This window comes from Bacteroides sp. BFG-637 (assembly GCF_024793605.1).
In the GTDB taxonomy this organism is placed as follows: Bacteria; Bacteroidota; Bacteroidia; order Bacteroidales; family Bacteroidaceae; genus Bacteroides; species Bacteroides vicugnae.
The window spans coordinates 3,419,153-3,442,758 of sequence record NZ_JANUPD010000002.1 but is presented as its reverse complement, the minus strand read 5'-3'; the positions used below and the strand labels follow the sequence as shown (position 1 = coordinate 3,442,758).

At 44.7% G+C, this 23,606-nt stretch carries 9 protein-coding genes and 3 pseudogenes; 2 read left to right on the top strand and 10 right to left on the bottom strand.

Features of this window, described 5'->3' with window-relative positions:
• Positions 1–15: 15 nt before the first annotated feature.
• From NXX38_RS13120 to rpsA, 3 genes are all read right to left on the bottom strand, one after another.
• On the bottom strand, positions 16–1,557 hold the full coding sequence (locus tag NXX38_RS13120; protein WP_258979663.1) for a L,D-transpeptidase family protein: 1,542 nt from the start codon (positions 1,555–1,557) through the stop codon (positions 16–18).
• A complete protein-coding gene (locus NXX38_RS13115) occupies positions 1,554–2,486 on the bottom strand; it encodes a ribonuclease Z (RefSeq protein WP_148364381.1) in 933 nt (310 codons plus the stop codon). The genes NXX38_RS13120 and NXX38_RS13115 overlap by 4 nt, the downstream gene beginning before the upstream one ends.
• 298 nt (positions 2,487–2,784) lie before the next feature.
• Positions 2,785–4,587, bottom strand: coding sequence for a 30S ribosomal protein S1 (gene rpsA / locus NXX38_RS13110; protein ID WP_148364380.1), 1,803 nt, complete (start codon positions 4,585–4,587; stop codon positions 2,785–2,787).
• A 96-nt stretch (positions 4,588–4,683) separates the two neighbouring features.
• Between rpsA and NXX38_RS13105 the strand changes: the two are divergent.
• Positions 4,684–10,642: pseudogene (locus NXX38_RS13105) on the top strand (DUF3320 domain-containing protein).
• 1 nt (position 10,643) lies between these two features.
• On the opposite strand, the gene NXX38_RS13100 reads toward NXX38_RS13105, so the two are convergent.
• A complete protein-coding gene (locus tag NXX38_RS13100) occupies positions 10,644–11,774 on the bottom strand; it encodes a retron St85 family RNA-directed DNA polymerase (protein WP_175353653.1) in 1,131 nt (376 codons plus the stop codon).
• 204 nt (positions 11,775–11,978) lie between these two features.
• A complete protein-coding gene (locus NXX38_RS13095) occupies positions 11,979–14,186 on the bottom strand; it encodes a DUF5686 family protein (RefSeq protein ID WP_167511727.1) in 2,208 nt (735 codons plus the stop codon).
• Positions 14,187–14,389: 203 nt separating this feature from the next.
• Between NXX38_RS13095 and NXX38_RS13090 the strand changes: the two are divergent.
• Positions 14,390–15,576 (top strand): annotated as a pseudogene (locus NXX38_RS13090) (substrate-binding domain-containing protein).
• Here NXX38_RS13090 and NXX38_RS13085 read toward each other — a convergent pair.
• The 5 genes and pseudogenes from NXX38_RS13085 to NXX38_RS13065 all read right to left on the bottom strand — a co-directional run bounded on the left by NXX38_RS13085 (position 15,565) and on the right by NXX38_RS13065 (position 23,589).
• The gene (locus tag NXX38_RS13085) at positions 15,565–17,022 is read right to left on the bottom strand and encodes a PA14 domain-containing protein (protein ID WP_258979651.1); all 1,458 of its coding nucleotides are present in this window, start codon (positions 17,020–17,022) and stop codon (positions 15,565–15,567) included. The pseudogene NXX38_RS13090 and the gene NXX38_RS13085 overlap by 12 nt on opposite strands.
• A 20-nt stretch (positions 17,023–17,042) precedes the next feature.
• Positions 17,043–19,367 carry a beta-N-acetylhexosaminidase gene (locus NXX38_RS13080; RefSeq protein ID WP_258979649.1) on the bottom strand — a complete coding sequence of 775 codons (2,325 nt, stop codon included), beginning with the start codon at positions 19,365–19,367 and terminating at the stop codon, positions 17,043–17,045.
• Positions 19,364–20,815, bottom strand: coding sequence for a glycoside hydrolase family 125 protein (locus tag NXX38_RS13075; protein WP_234131904.1), 1,452 nt, complete (start codon positions 20,813–20,815; stop codon positions 19,364–19,366). The genes NXX38_RS13080 and NXX38_RS13075 overlap by 4 nt, the downstream gene beginning before the upstream one ends.
• A 15-nt stretch (positions 20,816–20,830) precedes the next feature.
• Positions 20,831–22,434, bottom strand: a pseudogene (locus NXX38_RS13070) (MGH1-like glycoside hydrolase domain-containing protein).
• A gap of 21 nt (positions 22,435–22,455) precedes the next feature.
• On the bottom strand, positions 22,456–23,589 hold the full coding sequence (locus NXX38_RS13065; RefSeq protein WP_370540792.1) for an alkaline phosphatase: 1,134 nt from the start codon (positions 23,587–23,589) through the stop codon (positions 22,456–22,458).
• Positions 23,590–23,606: the final 17 nt, after the last annotated feature.

Below are 23,606 nucleotides of genomic sequence, written 5' to 3'. Positions count from 1 at the left end.
TATCTGTATGTTTATTTATGGTTTCAAATTCAGGTTATTCATCGCCTCTAGTAAAGACGGATCATATTTATAAATGTCCTCACAATACCTTAATTTATTATCGGCAGACAGGTAAACCGTCTGATAATCTATAAATAAAGGTATATATTGTTCCAAACTATAATGTTTCAATTCACGATAAGCCACACTGATGGGCAGCTTCTTTCCCTCTTCGCTCACCGGCTTGATATCCATTGCAATACGAATACGGTCTTCCAACAATTCATCCGGCTCTTTCAACAGGAAAAACGCAAAGTCGAGGGCTTTTTGAAGACGGACACAACCGTGACTCACCGCACGATTATTCCGTGTAAAAGCCCACCGGGAGGGAGTGTCATGCAGATATACGGAATGAGGATTGGGAAAACGGAAGATGATACGTCCCAACGAATTCCCCGTTTTATTGTCCTGTTTCACCGTATAAGGTACGCCACTTCCTGCATACTTCGCCCATTTAATACTGTGGGGATCTACCTGCGTACCATTCTTATCGTACACTTTCATGCGATTACGGGTAAAATACGTCGTATCTCTGCGGTAAGTAGGGATAATCTCTTTCCGGATAATGCTTTGAGGCACATTCCAGTACGGATTCAATTCCATATAATAAATCCTGCTTGACAATAGGGGAGTTTTATTCTTCACAGTCCCCACACAAATACGCATCTCCAGAATAGAGTCCGTTTCTTCGTTGACGGCCTGCAACATAAATGCCGCCACATTGGCTATCACATATTTCTGTCCTTTATCCAATGCATATTGCCAACGTGCCCGCTCCATGTTTACCAATAGGCGGTCGCGATAATAATCCGTAGTATCTGTCACTCCCCAGCCATTCACACGAACCAGCTCTTCCTGCATCTTATGATAAAGTGGAGAAGAGGGTTGCGCCCAACGAAAAGCGGCGTTAGGGTTTGCACGCAAAGAATCAAGGGCAGCCATTGCAAACTCCGTATCACAATGTTTCAGAGGAATGTGGTCTATCGAGTCGTTCCATCTGCGTTCCGAAGGCAGGAATCCAAATTTCAATTGACACACATACGAAAGATAGGCGGCTGTCAACTGATATTCCACGTCTGCCAGCAGACGGTTCATCGTCTTCCCCTCACTCAGATTCAAGGTACGTATCTGTTGCAATTCTCCACGAATACTATCGACAGGATAATAATTCGGATTAATTCCATGCTGTGAAATATTTCCTAACCAGAATAACATCGAGTCCGCCACCTGTATGGCTGGTTTATCGGATATGAGAGAATCGTTCAGCCAAAAGAATTCATCCTTCTCCTGATAATGAGCCAACAAAACCGAATCCCACGCAGTCACCGGATTTTCGTTCAAACAGGAACGGATCATCTGATGAATGCTGTCTGCATTTATTTGATAAGCAGGATGGAACAGTTCCTTGAGGGAAGACAAAGAGTCGGGTATTGGAGATTGAGGCTTCTCTTTTTTACAGGCTGCCAAACAACCAAAGAACAGGATGATTACTCCCCAAAGCAATCGACTACTTTTCATAGACAAGTCCCTCCATCAACGTCAATACACAAATTTTCTTTCGCTAAAATGGTTTGTGGGAAAATGGCGGACGCTTCATTAAGTAAGACAGATTCATCTTCATAACGGGCGGAAAAATGTCCGATCACCAGTTGTCTCACATTAGCATCCACAGCAAGCTGTGCAGCTTGTGCAGCAGTGGTATGATAAGTTTCCCTAGCGCGTGCCTGCTCGGTCTGTGCAAAGGTAGCCTCATGGAAAAGCAAATCTACATTTTTAATCTGTTCAGCAAGGGACGGACGATAGATTGTATCGGAACAATAAGCATATTTACGCGCCGGAGCCGAAGGGCGGGTTAAACGTAAATTAGGTATTACTTCTCCCTCGGGAGTTACAAAGTCGGCTCCGTTCTTGATGCGGTTCAGCTCATAAACCGGGACTTTATAAAAGTCTACCATGTCTCTGATGATATGATTAGGACGCTGTTTTTCTTCAAAAAGGAAACCACAACAGGGAATACGGTGTTTCAAGGGAATCGTCGTTACAGTCACCGAACGATCATCGTAAATGAGCACCGGTTCCTTCGTTTCAAATTCATGAAAGAATACCTTGTAAGTCAGTGTCTTGCAAAAGAAAGCAAGCATCGGGGCAAACAACTCTTCCAATCCCCGTGGAGAATGGATGTGCAAATCGGCAGTTCTCCCCAATAATCCGAATGTAGAGATCAATCCCAGCAATCCGAAACAGTGGTCACCATGTAAATGAGAGATAAAGATATGATTCAACCGGGAAAATTTCAGCCGGGAACGGCGTAACTGCATCTGTGCCCCTTCACCACAATCAATCATAAAAAGCTTTTCACGCAAATTCACGACTTGAGAGGTCGCAAAATGTCGCGTGGTAGGCAAAGCGGAGCCGCATCCCAATATATGTAACTCGAATTTTTCCATGGTATGCAAAGATAGGACATTTCACATTTAATCTTGCAAAGGAAGAAACTTTTTTTTCTATTCACCACAGAGGACACAGAGGACGCAGAGGGTAAAGAGGATATGGAGAGGATGCGGAGGAGAAGAGGGTAGTTTATATAAATAAATATATTACCATCGTTAGTTTGTTAAATCAATCCTTCCTGTCCTCTATATCCTCTATATCCTCCCTACCCTCTGCGTCCTCCGTGTCCTCTGTGGTGAACAAAAAAGCGCCCCCAAACGGGAGCGCCTTTCACTGGAAAATATTCTATTCAGATTATTTCTTTCCTTCCAACTGTTCTTTCAATGCAGCAAGAGCGTCGATATCGCCCAGCGTAGTTGAAGCAGCTTGGTTTTGGATCATCGGAGAATCTTCTCTCTTGTTGCTGGAAGATGACTTCTTAGCACCAGAAGCAGCTTTCTTTTCTGCTCTTTCTTCAGCCTTAGCTACATCTTCGAAGATACGGCTGTGAGACAGAATGATTCTCTTAGCGTCTTTGTTGAACTCGATCACTTTGAATTCAAGTTTCTCATCCAACTGTGCTTGTGAACCGTCTTCTTTTACAAGGTGTTTCGGAGTTGCGAAACCTTCTACACCGTAAGGAAGAGCTACAACAGCACCCTTATCCAACATTTCGATGATTGTACCTTCGTGTACAGAACCTACAGTGAACACAGTTTCGAATACATCCCAAGGATTTTCTTCGAGTTGTTTGTGGCCAAGGCTCAAACGACGGTTTTCTTTGTCGATTTCCAATACCTGAACTTCGATGTCAGCACCAATCTGAGTAAATTCTGATGGGTGTTTTACTTTCTTAGTCCAAGAAAGGTCAGAGATGTGGATCAAGCCGTCAACACCTTCTTCGATTTCTACGAATACACCGAAGTTAGTGAAGTTACGAACTTTTGCAGTATGCTTAGAACCTACAGGATACTTTTCTTCGATTGTTTCCCATGGATCTTGTTTCAGTTGTTTGATACCCAAAGACATCTTACGTTCTTCGCGGTCAAGTGTCAATACAACAGCTTCTACTTCGTCGCCTACCTTCATGAAATCCTGTGCAGAACGCAGGTGTTGGCTCCAAGACATTTCTGAAACGTGGATCAAACCTTCTACGCCCGGAGCAATTTCGATGAATGCACCGTAGTCAGCCATAACAACCACTTTACCTTTCACCTTGTCACCTACCTTCAAGTCAGTGTCAAGAGCATCCCATGGGTGCGGAGTCAGTTGTTTCAAGCCAAGAGCGATACGTTTCTTTTCGTCATCGAAGTCAAGGATAACAACGTTGAGCTTCTGATCCAGTTCAACCACTTCTTTCGGATCGCTAACACGTCCCCAAGAAAGGTCAGTGATGTGGATCAAACCGTCTACGCCACCAAGGTCGATGAATACACCGTAAGATGTGATATTTTTAACAGTTCCTTCAAGAACCTGTCCTTTTTCAAGTTTACCGATAATTTCTTTCTTCTGTTGTTCCAGTTCAGCTTCGATAAGAGCCTTGTGAGATACAACAACGTTTTTGAATTCCTGGTTGATTTTAACCACTTTGAATTCCATTGTTTTGCCAACGAATACATCATAGTCGCGGATCGGTTTAACGTCGATCTGAGAACCCGGCAAGAATGCTTCGATTCCGAATACGTCTACGATCATACCACCCTTCGTGCGGCACTTGATGTAACCCTTGATAATTTCTTCATTTTCCAGAGCAGCGTTAACGCGATCCCAAGAACGAGTAGCGCGGGCTTTTCTGTGTGACAGAACGAGCTGTCCTTTTTTGTCTTCCTGATTTTCGATGTACACTTCTACTGTGTCACCGATCTTCAGATCCGGATTGTAACGGAATTCATTCAATGGGATGATACCGTCTGATTTGTAACCGATGTTCACAACTACTTCACGCTTGTTCATTGCGATTACGGTTCCGTCAACAACCTCACGGTCGTTCACCTTGTTAAGCGTACCGTCGTAAGCTTTTTCAAGTTCTTCGTGGCTTGCATTGGTTACTGATTCGCCATTTTCATAAGCATCCCAGTTGAAATCTTCAATAGGAGCTACGTTCTTTAAGTTTTCCATTAATAAATAAATTGTTTAATACTTTAATTAAATAAGACATTATATTATCTATAAATCGGGCGCAAAGGTAGAAATATTTTCTTGATTGACAAAAGAATGGCAGAAGAAAAGAGAATTATATCCGTATTTTTTGTAATATTGCAATCTTTAATTTATACAGTTTTTGCCATGGACGAGAGATTGGACAAAGTCAAGGTGCAATGCGACTATTTACCGCTTATTAATTTTGCGATACAACAAAACGGTGCATCGGTCATTCATCAGCTTTCTATTGAGAATACGACACCTGCCCCACTGAAGGACATTCAGGTACAAATCACAACAGAGCCGACTTTCGGAAACGCCGTTCCGATAGCTGTGGAACAGATTCCGGCAAACAGTTCGATCTGCCTGTCATCATTCAACCTCACTTTGTCTGCCAACTATTTCACACAGCTGACCGAACGTTTATCCGGCAATCTGAAAATTGAAATTACTTCCGAAGCTGTTTCCGTATTCAGCCAAACCTACCCTATCGACATTCTGGCATACGACCAATGGGGAGGAATCAATGTATTGCCCGAAATGCTGGCCGCTTTCATCACCCCCAATCATACAGCCATTCTGCCGATCATCAAGAGAGCCGCTTCCATCCTGGGGCAATGGACTGATAATCCGTCCCTCGACGAATATCAAAGCCGTACTCCGGACCGGGTAAGGAAACAGATGGCCGCCATCTACACGGCTATCACGGAACAACAGATTATATACAGTACCATCCCCGCCAGCTTCGAGGAATATGGCCAGCGTGTCCGGCTAGCCAACTCCGTGATGGCACAGAAACTGGGAACCTGTCTGGATATGGCCTTACTCTATGCTTCCTGCCTGGAGGCAATCGGACTGAATGCACTCATTATCATCACTCAAGGGCATGCTTTTGCGGGAGCCTGGCTAGTGCCGGAAACTTTCCCTGACCCTACTATTGACGATGTCTCTCTGTTGACCAAACGGACTGCCGAAGGGATCTACGACATAACGTTAGTCGAAACGACCTGCATGAACATGGGACATTCGTCCGATTTCGACGATGCAGTGAAGCAAGCGAACGGAAAGCTGACGGATGGAAATAATTTCATTCTTGCCATAGATGTGAAAAGAGCGAGACATTCGGGCATCCGCCCCATCCCCCAACGCATTCTGCACGGGCAGGTATGGGAAGTGGAAGAAAAGGAGACCGACATTCCAAAAAGTGCTGTTCATGCCACTCCGCAAAGTATCAATCCGTATGATTTGTCAGGCAATGAAACCCAGACCGTAATTACCAAACAACTGTTATGGGAAAGACGGTTGCTGGATTTAAGTCTGCGCAACAATCTGCTGAATATCCGGATCACCAAAAACACGCTCCAACTCATCCCGGCTAATCTATCCTGCCTGGAAGATGCATTGGCCGACGGAGAAGAATTTCGCATCCTTCACCGTCCTGCCGATTGGGAGAGTCCGGCAATGGACTTCGGGATTTATTCCTCCATACCGGAATCTGATCCTGTAGTTGGTTTCGTCAACTCTGAACTTTCACAGAAAAGACTACGTTTCTATCTATCCGAAAACGATTTAGGCAAAGCACTGACCCATCTATACCGGTCTTCGCGTACCTCTATTGAAGAGAATGGAGCCAACACGCTCTATCTGGCTCTCGGACTTTTAAAATGGTACGAGACCCCCTCCAGCGAACGCCCCCGCTACGCTCCCATCCTGCTGTTGCCGGTTGAAATCATCCGTAAATCGGCAGCCAAAGGTTATGTTATCCGTTCTCGGGAGGAAGAAACGATGATGAACATCACCTTATTGGAAATGCTCCGCCAAAATTTCGGAATCGCCCTATCAGGGTTAGACCCGCTGCCTACCGACGGAAGTGGTGTAAATGTCAAACTGATTTATTCCATCATTCGCAACAGCATCAAGAACCAGCGCAAATGGGACGTGGAAGAGCAAGCGATTCTGGGTATTTTCTCTTTCAACAAATTCATCATGTGGAACGACATCCACAACAACGCCAACAAACTGGTTCAGAACAAGATTGTGTCCAGCCTCATCAACGGAAAGATAGAATGGGAAGCCGCCACAGAGGAAATAGATGCAACGGATATGGATAAGCAACTGTCGCCCACAGACATTGTATTACCCATCATCGCCGATTCCTCACAACTGGAAGCCATCTACGAAGCCGTACATGACAAGACTTTCATCCTGCACGGCCCTCCGGGAACAGGAAAATCGCAAACGATTACCAATATCATTGCCAATGCGCTTTACAAAGGAAAACGCGTCTTATTTGTTGCGGAAAAGATGGCTGCCCTCTCCGTTGTACAAAACAGACTGGCGGCTATCGGCCTGGCTCCGTTCTGCTTGGAGATTCATTCCAACAAGACAAAGAAATCCGCCGTTATCTCGCAACTGAAAGAAACTACGGAAATTATCAGGCAGACACCTCCCGAAGAATTCAGAAAGGAAGCGGAACGCCTGCTGAATTTACGGGCGGAGTTGAATCAATATATCGAAGCCCTACATAAAGAATACCCGTTCGGAGTTTCATTATACGACGCCATTATTCATTATCAATCCGTGGATGTCGAATCTTGTTTTGATATTCCACAAGTTTATCTGGATACATTAGATAAAGAAACATTTGCCCAATGGGAAGATGCCATCGAGCTGTTAGTCCGGACGGCCAATGCGTGCGGACATCCTTATCAGCATCCATTAACGGGCATCTCGATTACCGAATATTCATCAGCCGTTAAAGAGGAGTCCTCCCAACTGCTCACCGGATTTGTCGACTTGTTAACCACCATCCGGCAGAAGCTGGATGTATTCTCCGTACTTCTAAAAGATACGGATATACGCCCTACACGCAAGGATTTCCGGACGATTGTCCACATCATCCGAAAAATACTCGACATTCCGGAACTGACTCCCGGATTGCTGACTCTGCCATTGCTCAACGAAACATTGAATGAATATCGGGAAGTAGTGGTTCACGGACGGAAACGGGATGAACAAAGGAAAGAGATAGGAAACCGGATTCACCCAAGAAATCCTGTCCATCAACGCAAAGCAGATGTTAGCCGAATGGAACCGGGTATCCGCCCAGTGGTTCCTTCCCAGATATTTCGGGCTGCGGAAAATCAAAAAAGCAATCAACATATATGCTTTAAAAACGATTGAAACAGAAGACATCAAAGCTCTGCTTCACCGCATTATCAGGTATCAGGAAGAAGCCGAAGCCGTTCAGAAATACACCGGACAACTTCCCTCCCTATTCGGACGACCCGGCAAGAACGAGGATTGGAACACCATTGAACAGATAATCGACGACATGGCTTCCCTTCATTCGCATTTGTTGAACTACGCAAAAGACATTGCCAAAGTTTCGCAAATCAAGCAGAATTTGTCCGCACAACTCACTGAAGGAATTCAAACATTCAGAGATATTCATGCTCATTCTTTCAATGAACTGTATCAACTCGCAGATACACTCACAGCCACTGAAAAGAAATTGTCCGGCATGCTGGGTATCTCGGTCGAAGAACTTTATACCGATTCAGCCGACTGGATAACAATTGCCTTATCAAAAGCCCGAACCTGGAAAGAGAACCTCGACAAGCTCAAGGACTGGTATCAGTGGCTACAAGCCTACCAAACCCTGCATAGTCTGGGAATAGGATTTATCGCAACGGAATATAAGGAAAAGAATATTCCTACCGCCCAACTTACAGACAGCTTCCGCAAGAGTTTCTATCAGGCGGCTATCCGGTATATCATCGCCAAAGAGCCGACTCTGGAATTATTCAACGGCAAGATATTCAATGACATCATTGCTAAATACAAACAAATATCCGCCAAATTCGAAGAAACGACGCAAAGAGAATTATTTGCCCGGTTGGCCTCCAACATTCCGTCTTTCACTCATGAAGCCATCCAAAGTTCCGAAGTGGGTATCCTTCAAAAGAATATCCGCAACAATGCCCGCGGCATATCTATTCGCAAGCTGTTCGACCAAATTCCCACTTTGTTGTCGCGCATGTGCCCGTGTATGCTGATGAGTCCTCTTTCCGTCGCTCAATTCATCGATACGGACGCTGATAAATTTGATTTGATTGTCTTTGATGAAGCCTCACAGATGCCTACTTATGAAGCGGTGGGCGCCATTGCACGGGGTAAAAACGTCATTATCGTAGGCGACCCGAAACAAATGCCTCCTACCAGTTTCTTCTCGGTCAACACCATTGATGAAGACAACATTGAAATGGAAGATTTGGAGAGTATCCTTGACGACTGTCTCGCTCTGTCTATCCCTTCCAAATATTTATTATGGCACTACCGAAGCAAACATGAGAGCCTCATCGCTTTCAGCAACTCCGAATATTACGATAACAAACTGATGACTTTCCCCTCACCGGACAACATTGAATCGAAAGTCAGGATAGTCAACATCAACGGTTACTATGATAAAGGCAAGTCGCGCCAGAACCGGGCGGAAGCTCAAGCTGTGGTGGACGAAATAGCCAGAAGATTGAGAAGCGAGGAATTAAGAAAGAAAAGTATCGGTGTAGTCACTTTCAGCATTGTCCAGCAAGCCTTGATAGAAGACTTATTATCCGACCTTTTCATCTTTTATCCCGAACTGGAAACTCTTGCGTTGGAATGCAACGAACCGTTATTTATCAAGAACCTAGAGAATGTGCAGGGAGACGAACGCGATGTTATTCTCTTCTCTGTGGGCTATGGCCCGGATGCAGAAGGGCGCGTCAGCATGAATTTCGGACCACTGAACCGGGCAGGCGGCGAAAGAAGATTGAATGTAGCCGTTTCCCGTGCCCGGTATGAGATGATTATCTATTCCACCCTAAGGTCGGATATGATCGACCTGAACCGGACTTCTTCTATTGGAGTAGCCGGACTAAAACGTTTCCTCGAATATGCGGAGAAGGGAACCCGAAGCACCATCAGCAGTGTGCCAAGACAACTGTCGGAAACAACAGCCTCCATCGAAACGATCATTGCCGACAGACTGCGCTCATTGGGTTACACCGTGCATACAGACATCGGTTGCTCCGGATACAAGATAGACATAGGTATCGTCGACACCGAAAATACCTCTAACTATCAGTTAGGTATTATCTGCGACGGCAAAAACTACAAACGTACCAAGACCGCACGTGACCGGGAAATTGTGCAGAATAATGTATTGAAAGCACTCGGATGGGACATCTACCGGATATGGACAATGGACTGGTGGGAAAAGCCGGACGAAGTAATGGCAACTATCCAAGAGGCTATCGCCCGGAAAAAGAATTCAAAGATCGGCTCAATGACAGCAGCCGAAATCAATTCTACTCCGACAGAAGTGGCAGCACCTGCACCGACGGCACAGATAACCAATAATGAGATTTCATTCGTGCTCAAGGCATCACCTGCTGCTCCTGAAAAACAAGCAGCTTCCGTTCTTTCTACGCAAAACCGGATAGAACAAAAGTACAAGTTTGCAAAGATTACCCCATACAATTATTCACCGGAAGACTTTTTCTTTACGGACAGTTACTCTATCCTCCTCTCCCAAATACGGAAGATTATGGAAAGCGAGGCGCCAATCAGTAAATCTCTGCTCTGTAAGAAAATCCTGTCCGAATGGGGAATCAGCCGCTTGGGAACACGGGTAGAGACACAGATAGAAACAGCACTCGACACATTGAATATCTATCGCACAGAATACGAAGGACTTGTTTTCTGCTGGAACGACAAAGAGCAATGCGCTTCCTATTCAATCTATCGCCCGGTTTCCGACCGGGAAGCGACAGACATACCACCTGAAGAAATAGCCAATGCCATCCGGCAACTATTGACCGACTCCATCAGCCTGCCTGTGGCAGATTTGATAAAAGCATGCGCACAACAGTTCGGCTTTGCCCGTATGGGATCGAACATAGACGCTGCCATGCAAAGAGGTATTCGCGAAGCTGTGAAAAGGAATTACGCCAAGATAGAAAATGAACGGGTAACGATTGCCAATTAGATTAATACCCTTTCTCCAAATATTTCAAACGGTTAATAGAATCGGATACATACGCATTGTCCGGTTCTATTGATCGCCAATAACAAAGTTCTCCAATCAGCCGTTTCAGATAAACAGGATCACTCGAGCCAATCCGGTGCTGATGTTCCGCCAAGCCTTTCGTCAGGATAAAATAGACATTTTTCCGGATCTCTCTCTTTCTGGCTTTAGGGATTGTCAGTTTCGCACCGGAAGAAACAGATACTCCTGTAATAATCTTCCTGCCATACTCATTGATAAAACGGGTCTTCTTATGATTCGGTTCGAATTTCTCATCACGGATGATCTGTTTGATCCGGGGAATGATTTGTTCTTTGGGGAACACATCTCCCGAAAAAGTCAGGTCGTCGGCATAGCGGGTATAGGTCAGTCCGTACTCCGCTGCCAGTGCAGCCAATTTCTTGTCCATCTCATACCCCACGATATTGCTTAACGCCGGACTTGTAGGCGCTCCCTGCGGCAAGTGCCTGTACAAGCAGCACAACACTCCCAATACTTTAGACACATTTTCCGGATAACCAATTTTCTCAAATGTCTTTTTCACCCTCCGGCTCCGTATCGAAAAGAAAAAATCATGAATATCCATTTTCAAGATATACCGTTTTCCCAGATGGGGACTGGCATTATCAACCACAGAATGACCGCTCCGGAAACCTACTGCCGCCGGATGAATCATTGTCACAGATGATAATATTCGAGAATTAATAGTGGTTTGAATAGATTGCAATTCTTTGTCAGGAGCAGAAATCATCCGATAACCTCCCTTTCTTTTTCTCATCCAGAACTCCCGGTAATGTTCGGAAACATCCCGTAGAATTTCCTTCAACCGTGCCGTTTCCACTCCCAACAAGTTGGCGCACCAAACAACAGCCGATTCATCAAACTTTTGAACATACTGCGCTCTCGGAACAGTTCCCCCCAAAGCATGCCTAAGCCAGGCTCCGTGTTCCCATTTTACCTTAGTAGTCTTTTCTTCCTTACCACTGCTTGTTGCTTTCCATCTTTTATACCCCTCCTGTTTCCTGCTTGAGGAAATCATCTTATAAACCAGGAAAGCGGTGATAACAATGATCGTTATTAAAATTCCGTCCATTTTGTATATGCATATAAAAAGAGAGAAGAGAGGATGAGTTATTTACTAAAATAAATTTAGGTATTTATACCTTAGAATTTATTTTCTAGGAAAATACCTGTGCTTATGAGGCGACTACACCTCTTTGATGCTAAATTCGGCCCTCATCCTCTCTTATACAAAGATAACTAAAATCTTTCGATAAAACAACCGGAACGAAGAAAACTATCGGTTGAACAACTCAAACGTGAACTTACAGCCTATCCCCCCGAATTTCCAGTTTTCGCTGCTCACAAAAACTCCTACGTCAAAAATATGCGTACCGATGCCATATCCTACTTCCAGATAAGGTTGAAGGTGCGGCATAGAGAGGGCACTGATATAAATACGTTCATTCTGCACATAACGGGTGTACTTCATCAGATGCCTAAGAATGAGAAACGGAGCTTCGTAGGTGAAATGCCCCCGTACATAACGGCGGGAGGAGTTATACCAACGTGAGTCAAGCACCTGAAATACTCCGCCGATTTCATCATTCCAGCCTACGGGAAGATTATGGCGGGAAAAATTGGCAAAGTCCACAAAATACAACTCATCCTGATTGGTGAATGCTCCGAATCCGAAACGATAATAAATGTTACGCATCAATCCCATCCGGATTTGATGTTGAAGGTCAAACTCTATTCTTTCATATTCGCCCGTACTCTTGAACACTCCTTTAATACCCCGTTCATAATCAACCGAGAAAGTCGGATATAAAGAATGAAGGTTAATCTTTCGTTTTCCGTTCATATAATAATAGAGTCCCGGAGTCCACTCTATCCGGATGCGGGGAGCGAAACTGATATAAGTGTTCTTGAATTTATCCATAAATTCCGGAGGCGGCATCGGATAGTCACCGGTGATTACAAAACGTGAAGGCTCTACCGCTGTTCTTTTATGGGCGGAGAACCCCAGACCGATATCCAGTCCGTTGACTACTTCAACGGTATGTCGGAAATTGAAATACAAGTCCTTGAAATAATCGAGATGAATTAAATCGAAATTAAAGATACTGTCTGGCATAGCTTTCAGTTCGTCCAACACTTTACTACTATAAATACGGTTACCGTTACCCACATTCAACCGGAAGAATCCCCGTTTCTGCGGCCAGTATTCAAAGTCGGCATTCAGTGACCAGTAGAATTCCTTACGCGTAAAGTTATATCCGAGCTTAGGCACAATGCGAAGTAATTTATCCCCTCTGAAAAGACGGTTATAACGGAAGTCCTGTCGATAGGACAAACCGTTGCTTCCACTATAACTGAATAAGAGCGGATTGATAAACGGAGAGAACCGTACGCTTCCGATATTGGACAAATTGAATTTATAATCTTCTACCATCAAATCACCCATCGTTCCCCAAAAGGCCTGACTCTTGGATTGCTTTTGTACCGTAGTCGTGTCACGTCTAAGGGTATAGTCATGGTATAGTTTTTTCTCACTTTCATCCAAAGGGATCGGCCGCATGATAGCAAAAGTAGAAGCATCCGTCTTATATGCATTCGTATCACACTGTAAAGAGAAAGATTCCGAAAGATTATATTTTCTTTTCTCTTTCTTGCGTACTTTTTTTTCTTTCAGTTCGATGGATTTATAGTCTAAAGAAGCGGTATAATTACCATCCACCTTATTTCCGAGAAATTTAAAAAGAGCTTCTACGTCATAGCGCACCGGCAGGAATTCATTTTTCTTACCTACATCCCCCATCTTAATCCAACAGGTAAATGTTATCAGTTCCGATCTTCCCGAAAAACGAATTTCACGAACACTCCAAACGTTACTACTGACCACCATATATCCACCCACCAACTGGTCACTCTTGGTACGGGGAATAAAACGTATCCGATAATCCAGATTGTTAGGATCTCCCATCACGCTGTCTATCCGGTATTTATAATATTTCTGTCCGTTTTTAGCCAGTGGTGATAATAAGCGTTCATCATTCAACAGAGACGAAGAGTAGATATTTACATTAAAGTATTCAAGCAAACCCGGCAATCCCCTGTTTCCTCTCACAGTTCCCTGCGAGGCCTTTACTTTCTGATCGTAAATATTGGGAGCCGTATAATGAAGGTCACTGTATGTTTCAAGCAGATATTCGCGAACACCCTTTTGCAAACGAAACATAGAAGGTACATAACGGAGAATAAAATTCTTCTTCTGAATGTCCATCTTACCTTTTATATATAAGTTCGCACGATAATCGCTTACGATTGTTTCATACAAAGGTGCAAAAGTCATCACACGTTCTATGATGGAGTCAGCAGAGATTTCCTGGTGGGTATAAGGATTCATTATATAATTATTGGCTGCCCCCTTTGGAATAAAAGAGAACAGACACAATATGCATCCTATCAATATTTTATCTCTCAATCGTCGTATCTCCTTCATTAACGTAGGCAAATATAAAAAAGAATATCGAAAAGCAAGGAAAGTTAGACACTAAAAAGAGTTATCAGAAGAAAACCTTCATACAGGATGAATACATAACGGTAGATTATTAATTATAAAACATCAGACATTTGTTAGGAATATAAAAATAGAAATCTTATATTTGTGTAATCAAAATAAACATCTTTATATAACCGACGACCATGATTCGACTGATATTACTAACCGACTTCACAGAAACCTTTTCATATAATTTGCTAAAGGGTATACTCGCCTATTCAAAGAGTCATGATCCATGGGTAGTTTGCCGGATGCCACCTTCCTATAAGAACAGCTATGGCATAAAAGGAGTGTTAAAATGGGCAAAGGCTTGGCAAGCAGATGCTATTATCGGAAGATTTGACAATAATGATAATGTAGATATATTTCGCGAGAATGGTATAATTGCTTTAGCACAAGACTACAAATCAAGGTTCAACAATATTCCTAATATCACCGGCAATTACCGCGCAACAGGAAAAATGGCGGCAGAATTCTTTCTGAGTAAAGGATTTCAGAATTTCGCGTTCTATGGTTATCGAGATGCCGTATGGTCACAAGAACGCTGTGAAGGTTTCTACGAATGTATATCTGCTCATGGTTTCGGCAGTAACTTTCATGTATATCAGGATCAATCATTGGATGACTTATGGTTTTATGAATCTCCCCCTTGCTTACATGGCTGAAATCGTTGCCAAAACCAACAGCACTCATGGCGTGTGATGATAATCAGGGAAACCGCATCACAGAAGTCTGTCGTGTGAACAATATCAGAGTGCCGGACAAAATAGCGATATTAGGGGTTGACAATGACGACATCATATGTAATCTCTCCGAACCTCCTTTGTCCAGCATCAACCATAACATCGTAAGAGGTGGATTCGAGGCTGCCGCAATGATAGATCGCTTATTAAATGATGAAGAAAGAGACTGTCGGGACGTAGTGTTACAACCGGTAAATGTTGTAAACAGGCAATCAACAGATTTCTATGCGACGACTGATGTACACATTCACACAGCCTTGACCTATATTCATCAGAATCTGGCTTCTGAAATTACTGTATCGGATATTGTCAGACAAGTACCATTATCACGCCGTTTGTTGGAAATCCGCTTTAAACAAGTTACAAAACAATCCATCCATAAATACATCTTCAATCTTAGAATGGAGCGTTTTGCGCAGATGTTACTGGCCAGCGATGCCCCTATCGCAGACGTGGCGGAACAAGTCGGAATCAGTAATTTTAAGAACTTGTCCCGCCAATTCAAAGCTTTAAAAAACGTCTCTCCCAATGAATACAGAAAAGAACACCGGATGATGAACTGTATTATCGGTGAATCAATCGGGTAAGAACAGCATACTGTCCGGCAGGGTAGTTTCCGGAACATTCCGGCCCGCATATCCTACTTCCAGTTCCTGCCCCATATAGTCTTCAAAGTACAGCAAGTGTAACTCATGAAAGCCTTTTTCAAGAGCTACCTTTCCTTCAACACGGCGAGCACTATGTCCGCCGTCATTATCAACAATCAATTTACCATCTATGTAAAGTTGGGAACCATCGTCGGAATAAGTATAGAAACGATAGACACCTCTTTCGGAGATTCTTACCAATGTACGAAAATCATAAGCAAAGTGATCGGTAACGGCAGCCTCTTTGATTGAGAAGTTACTCATTACCCCTGACTTTACTTTACTGCAAGTATCTATATCAGCAACACGCTTGCACTTTCCTTCGTAGTAAGTATATGCCACTCCGGGATTCCCGGAAGATGTTTTCACTCCCGGCAGATAAGTCATAGTCTGTTCTTCTTCAGAATTCATGCCCGACGGGTAATAATAGGAAGCTTCGCGTCCGGCAGGTGTAGTTATCCATGTATCAAATTTAAACTGATCTTCATACAGTTTAATGATACGGCCCCCTCTGGTCAATGAGCCGTAAGCATCCGTACCGGTCACCCGTCCGTACCCCAGTAGGATTCCCTTATCCATTCCAAGAAAGTCATTGTCATGATCATGTCCCACAAATACTCCCATCACATCTTTCATATCAAGAAAGGAAGAAAACATACCCGAATTAATGTTCGCTGCGGCCACTCCACCTTCCTTATCGTTTCCATAAGTTTTTCCGTCACTTCTGATTTCGTTATACTCAATGAGCGGAATATGAAAAAAAGCCAGTGCTGGTACAGGCTTTCCACCGTTAGCGACAGTGAAGCCTGCACTCTGCCTGCGATACCATTCAATCTGGTTGAAATGAATCCAATCATACGCACCATAAAGTTTATCCGGCTGATAATCATTGGAGTCCAAACAGTAAAGTAATGCTTCTACCGTTCCTTTCCTTTGCGAACCATAAACAGGAATGACACAATTGCCACATCCCATAATATCCGCCGGTCCTTTTGCTCCTACATAATAAGGGGACTTCAGAAGAAAATCATAAATATCGTCCCGTGTCATATACTCCGCATCATGGTTGCCCATAGTCACAACGAAGGGGGTTTTGGTTTCATTGAAGATATTGACTACATCCACCCAGCCTTTAAGGGCTGGATCGTCAGTCACCACATCACCGGTCAATATGGCAAGATCGGGGTGTTCGGATGCCAGAACAGCACGGATAGTGGCAGCAGTTTCAGCACATTTCGGTGATTCCGGTGTCCAGTGTAAGTCCGTAAACTGTGCTATCACAAATTTCCCGTCTTTAAAAGCAAACCGGCCCGGAGCTTGAGCCGACAGCAGAACAGGAAGAAGCGTACACATCCACAAAAACAGAAAAGAAGTTTTCTTTTTCATAACACACATTTTTTTTAAGATCAATATAATTCTATCTCATCAATAGCCAGTCTGCTTGGCTGTCCTTCGTGATAGTAACCTTTCGGGCACGGGCCGCCGTAGACAAATTCAAGGCAGACATATCGTGCCATTATCTCCGGAAACGAGAGCGATGCCGGAAAACAAGTGCCTTCGGTAGGCGTGAAATCATAGGTGAACTTTCCACTGTGCGCAGAAGTAAACACCTTGTTGTCCGCAGAAGTGGAAATATGCAGTTCGCTTACCGGCCAAAGCATATCATAGGGACGCCACAAAGAAGCGAAAGCTACTTTGCTTACAGGCATAGTCCTACCAAGATCGACTGTCACCCGAACAGTATCTCCCCTGAAGATGACCCAACGACGCAAATCACGTGCATAACCGCGAATCCCGTCCGTCAGGCCGATGCCCTCATTTACTTTCTCTGCTGACGGAAGTGGCTTGCATTGATAGGGACGTCCGGTAGCTTTGTTTACAACAAAAGATTGATGAACAGGCTTTCCCAATGGTTTTCCATCTCTATATACTACCGCATAAACAGTAGCATCTGCGGACAAACCGACGGACTTCGTGTAAAAACCGGAAGAGGAGGGAGACAGTACAGAATCATTCACTGCATAATATATCTCCGCATTGGGACAAAATGTCTTCATAGTCACTTCATAAGTTTGGAGAGACTCGTTCCATGCTCCTGTGAAGTTCACTTCATAAAAGTTCCGGCAAGCATTAACTCCGCAAAAATCCAGTCGCCTGAACTCTTTGTCCAACCTGCGGAGGAATGAATCGAAATTCTTATTTCCCGGTTGTGTCCATTGCACTTCAGACATCGCCAACAGGCGGGGGAAAGCCATGTATTCAAAATATTCAGGGGTCTGGATATACTCTCCCCAGATATTAGCTTGTGTACCTATGATGTAAGACTGCTCTTCGGAAGTCAGTACGGCAGGAGTCGGATCATAAGCATACACGCTGTCCAATGGAAGGAAACCGCCGATAGCCAACGGTGCAAACTCCGGACTTTCCTGATAATGGTCAAAATAACATCTATCTCCGGGAGTCATAATAACCTTGTGTTTCTGACGGGCAGCTTCAATACCTCCCTCTTCTCCACGCCACGACATTACCGTAGCATTAGGGGCAAGCCCCCCTTCCAAAATCTCATCCCAGCCAATGATATCACGCCCTTTACTATTCACGAATCGCTCCATCCGATGAATAAACCAACTCTGCAAAGCCTCTTCATCTTCCAGTCCTTCACGCTTCATCAATGCCTGACAATGGCTGCATTTCTTCCACGCTTTCTTCGGACACTCATCGCCACCGATATGAATGTAATGACTGGGAAACAGTTGCATAACCTCTGTCAGTACATCTTCCAGAAAGGTGAATGTATTTTCTTTCGGGCAATAGACTTCATCAAAGACATCAAAATAATCGCGTACAACATACGTTTTCCCCAATCCGCAAGAGAGTTCCGGATAAGCCGCCAATGCAGCGGAAGCGTGTCCCGGCATTTCAATTTCAGGAATAACGGTAATAAAACGGTCGGAGGCATATTTTACGATTTCTTTTATATCTTCTTGCGTATAGAACCCTCTTTGTTCTTTTCCGTCGAAACGCCGCGGATAATAGTAGTCGCAATGCCCTACCTGGGTCTGGTTGCGATGAGAGCCGACTTCAATAAGTCTGGGGTATTTCTTAATCTCTATCCTCCACCCCTGGTCATCCGTCAGATGAAAATGAAACTTATTGAGTTTATACATGGCCATCAAGTCGAGAAACTTCAACACCTCTTCTTTAGGCTGAAAATTACGGCCTACGTCCATCATGGCCCCGCGATGGGGAAACCGGGGAACATCTGTCATGTTGACTGCTGGTATTTCTATCTTTCCATCATACTTCCTGCCGGCATTATAAATCTCCGCCGGCATAAGTTGCAACAGAGACTGGATAGCATAAAACAATCCTGCTGCAGTTTCATTGGAACTTATTTTTATGCCACCGGAGGAAACATCCAATGTGTAAGCCTCATCCGGCAATAAACTGTCTATCAGAAAACAAATATCCCCCGGCTCTGTTTGAGACACACGCTTCAGAGTGACAGAAGTGTTCTTCAATGCATCAGCTAAGTAGCGGAAAACTTTCTGTGAGGCTTCATCCTCCGAGATGGCCACACTCGTTTCGCCTTGCAGAATATAGGTTCCCCGTCCCATAACTATTTCATTGGGAAGGGGAATAATGCCATTAGCCTGTATGGAAGTATGACGGCCCTCCCCACAAGAAATCAGTGTTAACAAAACGGCAATTATCCAATATACTTTCTTCATAATCTTTGTGTTAAAATATCAGGGAATTCACGAATGGTTCTGAGCACAAGCTCTCCAAACAAAGTATTCACCCATGCAAACCAAGAACGGGTGAAATCCGAAGCATTCTCCGAATGAAAAGATTCATGCATAAAACCAGTTCCTCCGTCCGTGTCACGAAGCTGCCTCAAGCAAGCCGCGATTTCTTCGCGATCGTCCGTAGTGAAAGCTTTTATTATGATGCTCATGGGCCAAATATAGTTCAGTCCTACATGAGGTCCTCCCACTCCTTCACCTGCCTTGCCTTTGAAAAAGTAGGGATTGTTATCACTCCAGATCATTTTGCGGGTATTCTGATAGATAGCATCCTTGATAGAGCAGTAACCGAGATAAGGAGCAGCCAGAAGACTGGGAACGTTGGCATCGTCCATGCAAAGCGCATTGCCGAATCCATCAACTTCAAAGGCATAAATTCGTCCGCAGACGGGATGGTTGAAAGTTCCGTATTTACGAATGGCGGCATCCACTTCGTCGGCCAACGCCGCGCATTCTTCGGCAAAGGTTTCATTCTTGCATACCTTGTGCTCTATCTCCGCCAACTGCCTCAACGATACAACTGCAAACATATTGGACGGTATCAGAAAACCGTATTGGGTAGCGTCGTCCGAAGGCCGGAAAGAAGAAACGATGAGCCCGACGGGCTTGACAGGTGCTCCCCAGCCATTATTTATCTGCGAATCAGTGGGGCGGTCACAATCGCGGGTAAAGCTATAGGGTCCCAAGCCCTGCTTGCGTTGTTGTTCCTTGAAGGTTTGCACTACCAGCTTCATGGCTTCATGCCAGTTCGTATCAAACACTGAAACATCGGCCGTCAATTGCCAATAGTGATATGCCAAACGGATGGGATAGCATAGAGAGTCTATTTCCCACTTGCGCTCATGCAGTTCTTTCACCATGTGCTGTGTGTGATCCGTTTCCCAATAACTACCCAACGGACCGTCATTGAAAGCATTGGCGTAGGGATCTGTCAGTATACATTTCACCTGTCGGTTGACCAATCCTGCCACCATCCACTGAAGGTCGCTATCGCCTTTCATCAACGGCAGGTAAGGCCATACCTGTGCAGAAGAGTCACGTAGCCACATAGCGTCAATATCACCTGTGATAACAAAAGTATCGGGACGTCCATCTTTCAATCCGTGCCTGACGGTGGTGTCGAGTGTATTAGGAAAACAGTTCTCGAACATCCAGCGCAGCTTTTCATCCTTTATCTTTTGCTTTGTTTCTTCAATGGTTGCTTCTACAGCCTTGGAAACAAAATGCCTCTTCTCCTTAGGCGGACGCAAGGAAACATATTTCAAACTAGGGATTGAAGACGCGGAAAACATGGAAGAGGGCTGCACGGTCATGGCTGCTAAAGCAAGCCCTCCGGTCTTCAAGAATTGGCGTCGTGACATTTTCTTTTTCATGGTCAATGTTGGTTGTTAGTAAGTATGCTTACCGGGGGTAACTTGAATCCTCTTCTCTTTTCCACCATAGAGCACAAGCAACTCGAATTCTATATTTGAATCTACTGTGATGTGAGGTTCATCGCTTGCTGAACGGCGTGCTTCCGCCTTCATGCCAATCACTCCATCAGGACCGAAAGGATATCGTTCGATTCCGTTAGTCTCGGTCAGATTCATATCCCAGACAATCTGCTTTGTGGCATAGTCTCCCTGAATACCAATGATAAACTCTATCAATTCGGCAATGGGCGGCAGACCGGTCCATCCTACAAATTCTTTTCTTGCCATAAATCCCGGTTCGGCACTTTCCGGAGCATAATATTCCCAAAAGGTTCCTGTCTTCTTAAATACTTCCAACACCTGGGAATAGTGGTTGAGGGAAATTTCTCTCGCTAGTTTGCGATAGCCCTTCTTTACAAGCCCCTGCATCACCATGTAGTTAGTACCCGGCCATATTCCACCTTGCCAATAGCGGCCGTTATCCTTGTACTTGGGGTTATCGGCGGATAAAGAAGGAATCCGGTATTTACGTTTGAAGGTGGCGGGGTTATCCAGTTCTTTCACTAAACGATCCAGTCGGGTGGTATCGAGCACATCGGTGAACAATGCCCAGTAAGCCCCTATCCCTTCGTTTTGCAAAGTGTGCCGTCGGCATACTGGTCATAAAGGAAACCGGACTCTTCATCCCAAAGATTGTCATGGATGTATTCTTTCAGCATCTGAGCTTCGCTTTCAAAATCTTCTATTTCTTGCCAGCGTTCAAGGTAGAACCCCATTTCGAGAAGGAGATTGGCTGTGAACAGTTGTTGCAGGTTGGTGTCCAGCCAAATCATGTGCCCATGACTGTAGATAGGGTTATAACCTGCCGGTACGCGAGGCATATTGTCCATACCAGTCCCCCATCCGCTCGACCAATAGGTTCCATTGCGCCAGGTACGGTTCAGTTTCAGCCATTTGTAATAACCGCAAAGCACCGGAAATATTTTGTGCAGGCGTTCCATATCACCGAACTGGTGATAATAGACCATTTCGCACCAGGGAATCAGATTGGGGCCGGTGCTGGTGGGGTCATAGCGTTCGAAGCAGTCGGCACCGTCCGCCTTTATTTCGCGACAGATAAAACCGTCGGGATGTTGTTTGGCATAGAAATTGTTCAATGTTTGCTGGAAAGGAAAGAAGCGGGTGCCGTAACGGGCAAACATCAGAATGAAAGAGGTATCCCACATAAAGATATTTCCGTTATAGGCGGTATCCAGATAACTGGAAACAAATCCGGAACCCGGTTGGGGAGCACGGATATTGCCGATAGCTATTTCCCATGCTCTCCAATACATCTCCAGTTCCTTCTCGTGCCCGCTCCAAATGGGACACGGCAGAATTTTCCGGGCTTCTTTAAAGCTCTTCGGTTCTATTGTCTCGGGTTTTGCCACACGGTACTCATTCTCGGTGACTAACGGTTCTTTGACATAGGTATTTTTATAAGGCAGATGATATTTGTCATCATTACCACAGCTTTGAGCATTCAGCACAGTCATTGCCGGGCAAGAAAGCAAGCATGCAAATATAATGTGTTTCAGCATGGGAAATAGTTGTTTATGAATTTATAGACCGAGTAATTTCTTTATTTTGTCGCAAACAGCAGTATTCTCATAAATACCGGTGAATTCTTCGGCTCCGGGACCAAAAGCATAGACCGGAACCATCACGCCACTATGACCACCCGTAGAGAACTTACATACAATCTTACCTTCCTGCAAGTCACCGTCCACCAACGTAAGTCCACCGGTTTCATGGTCGGCGGTAACTACCACCAACGTCTCTCCATCTTCGGCAGCCCATTTGTAAATAGCACCGATCGTACGGTCGAAGTCATGCGTTTCCTGCATCAACAAGTCAAGGTCGTTAAAGTGACCGTAATCGTCCAACTGTGAGCCTTCTATCATCATGAAGAAACCATTCTTGTTCTGGTTCAGCAACTCGATGCCTTTCAGCGAAGCGCGTGCAAGGAGATCACCGCGTTCTGCCGGAAGCGGGGTGTCTACCGGATAAGGAACAGCAAATACTTTTCCGCTCTTTATACCTGCCAATTCCTCCCAACTGCGAGGAGTCTGATAACCATTGGCACGCAGTTCCTCGAACAGATTGCGACCGTCTTCACGATTTTCGAAAAGCTTGGCACCACCGCCAAAAGCGTAATCCACGCCGCAATTCACATAATCCGTCACAATCTCCGCTTCGGCATCCCTATCTTTATTGTGACAGCAGAAGTCGGCAGGAGTAGCGTCCCAAAGACGGCAGGTCACTGCTATACCGGTTGATTTGCCTTTTGCGGCAGCATAATCCACCAACGACTTCAAGGGACGTCCTTCCGTATCTACGCCTACGGCATGATAATTCGTCTTGTGTCCGGTAGCCAACGCAGTACCACCTGCACCGGAGTCAGTAATCAGTTTATTGGAGCAGTAAGTCTTAGAAAGACCTACTGTCTGGCAATTATCCAGATACAACTTTCCACGGTTGGCAGTCCATGCAGAATAAACATGCATAAGACTCATGCCGTCACCAATCATCAGAATAACATTTTTAATCTTCTTCCCTTTGGGCGGAGCTATCTTGGTTACTTCATAAGGATGTTCCAACACATACGTTTGTTCCTTGTCACGACGATCTTGCGCAAATGCGCAGGCAGGCAATAATACAACTACCAATACTGCCAATATGCAGTTTTTCCACATCTTCTTCATTGTCATTA

What these genes read in the sequence shown, in the direction of transcription:
- NXX38_RS13120 (WP_258979663.1), bottom strand. Translation starts at nt 1,557, where the DNA reads ATGAAAAGTAGTCGATTGCTTTGGGGAGTAATCATCCTGTTCTTTGGT.
- NXX38_RS13115 (WP_148364381.1), bottom strand. Translation starts at nt 2,486, where the DNA reads ATGGAAAAATTCGAGTTACATATATTGGGATGCGGCTCCGCTTTGCCT.
- rpsA (WP_148364380.1), bottom strand. Translation starts at nt 4,587, where the DNA reads ATGGAAAACTTAAAGAACGTAGCTCCTATTGAAGATTTCAACTGGGAT.
- NXX38_RS13100 (WP_175353653.1), bottom strand. Translation starts at nt 11,774, where the DNA reads ATGGACGGAATTTTAATAACGATCATTGTTATCACCGCTTTCCTGGTT.
- NXX38_RS13095 (WP_167511727.1), bottom strand. Translation starts at nt 14,186, where the DNA reads ATGAAGGAGATACGACGATTGAGAGATAAAATATTGATAGGATGCATA.
- NXX38_RS13085 (WP_258979651.1), bottom strand. Translation starts at nt 17,022, where the DNA reads ATGAAAAAGAAAACTTCTTTTCTGTTTTTGTGGATGTGTACGCTTCTT.
- NXX38_RS13080 (WP_258979649.1), bottom strand. Translation starts at nt 19,367, where the DNA reads ATGAAGAAAGTATATTGGATAATTGCCGTTTTGTTAACACTGATTTCT.
- NXX38_RS13075 (WP_234131904.1), bottom strand. Translation starts at nt 20,815, where the DNA reads ATGAAAAAGAAAATGTCACGACGCCAATTCTTGAAGACCGGAGGGCTT.
- NXX38_RS13065 (WP_370540792.1), bottom strand. Translation starts at nt 23,589, where the DNA reads ATGTGGAAAAACTGCATATTGGCAGTATTGGTAGTTGTATTATTGCCT.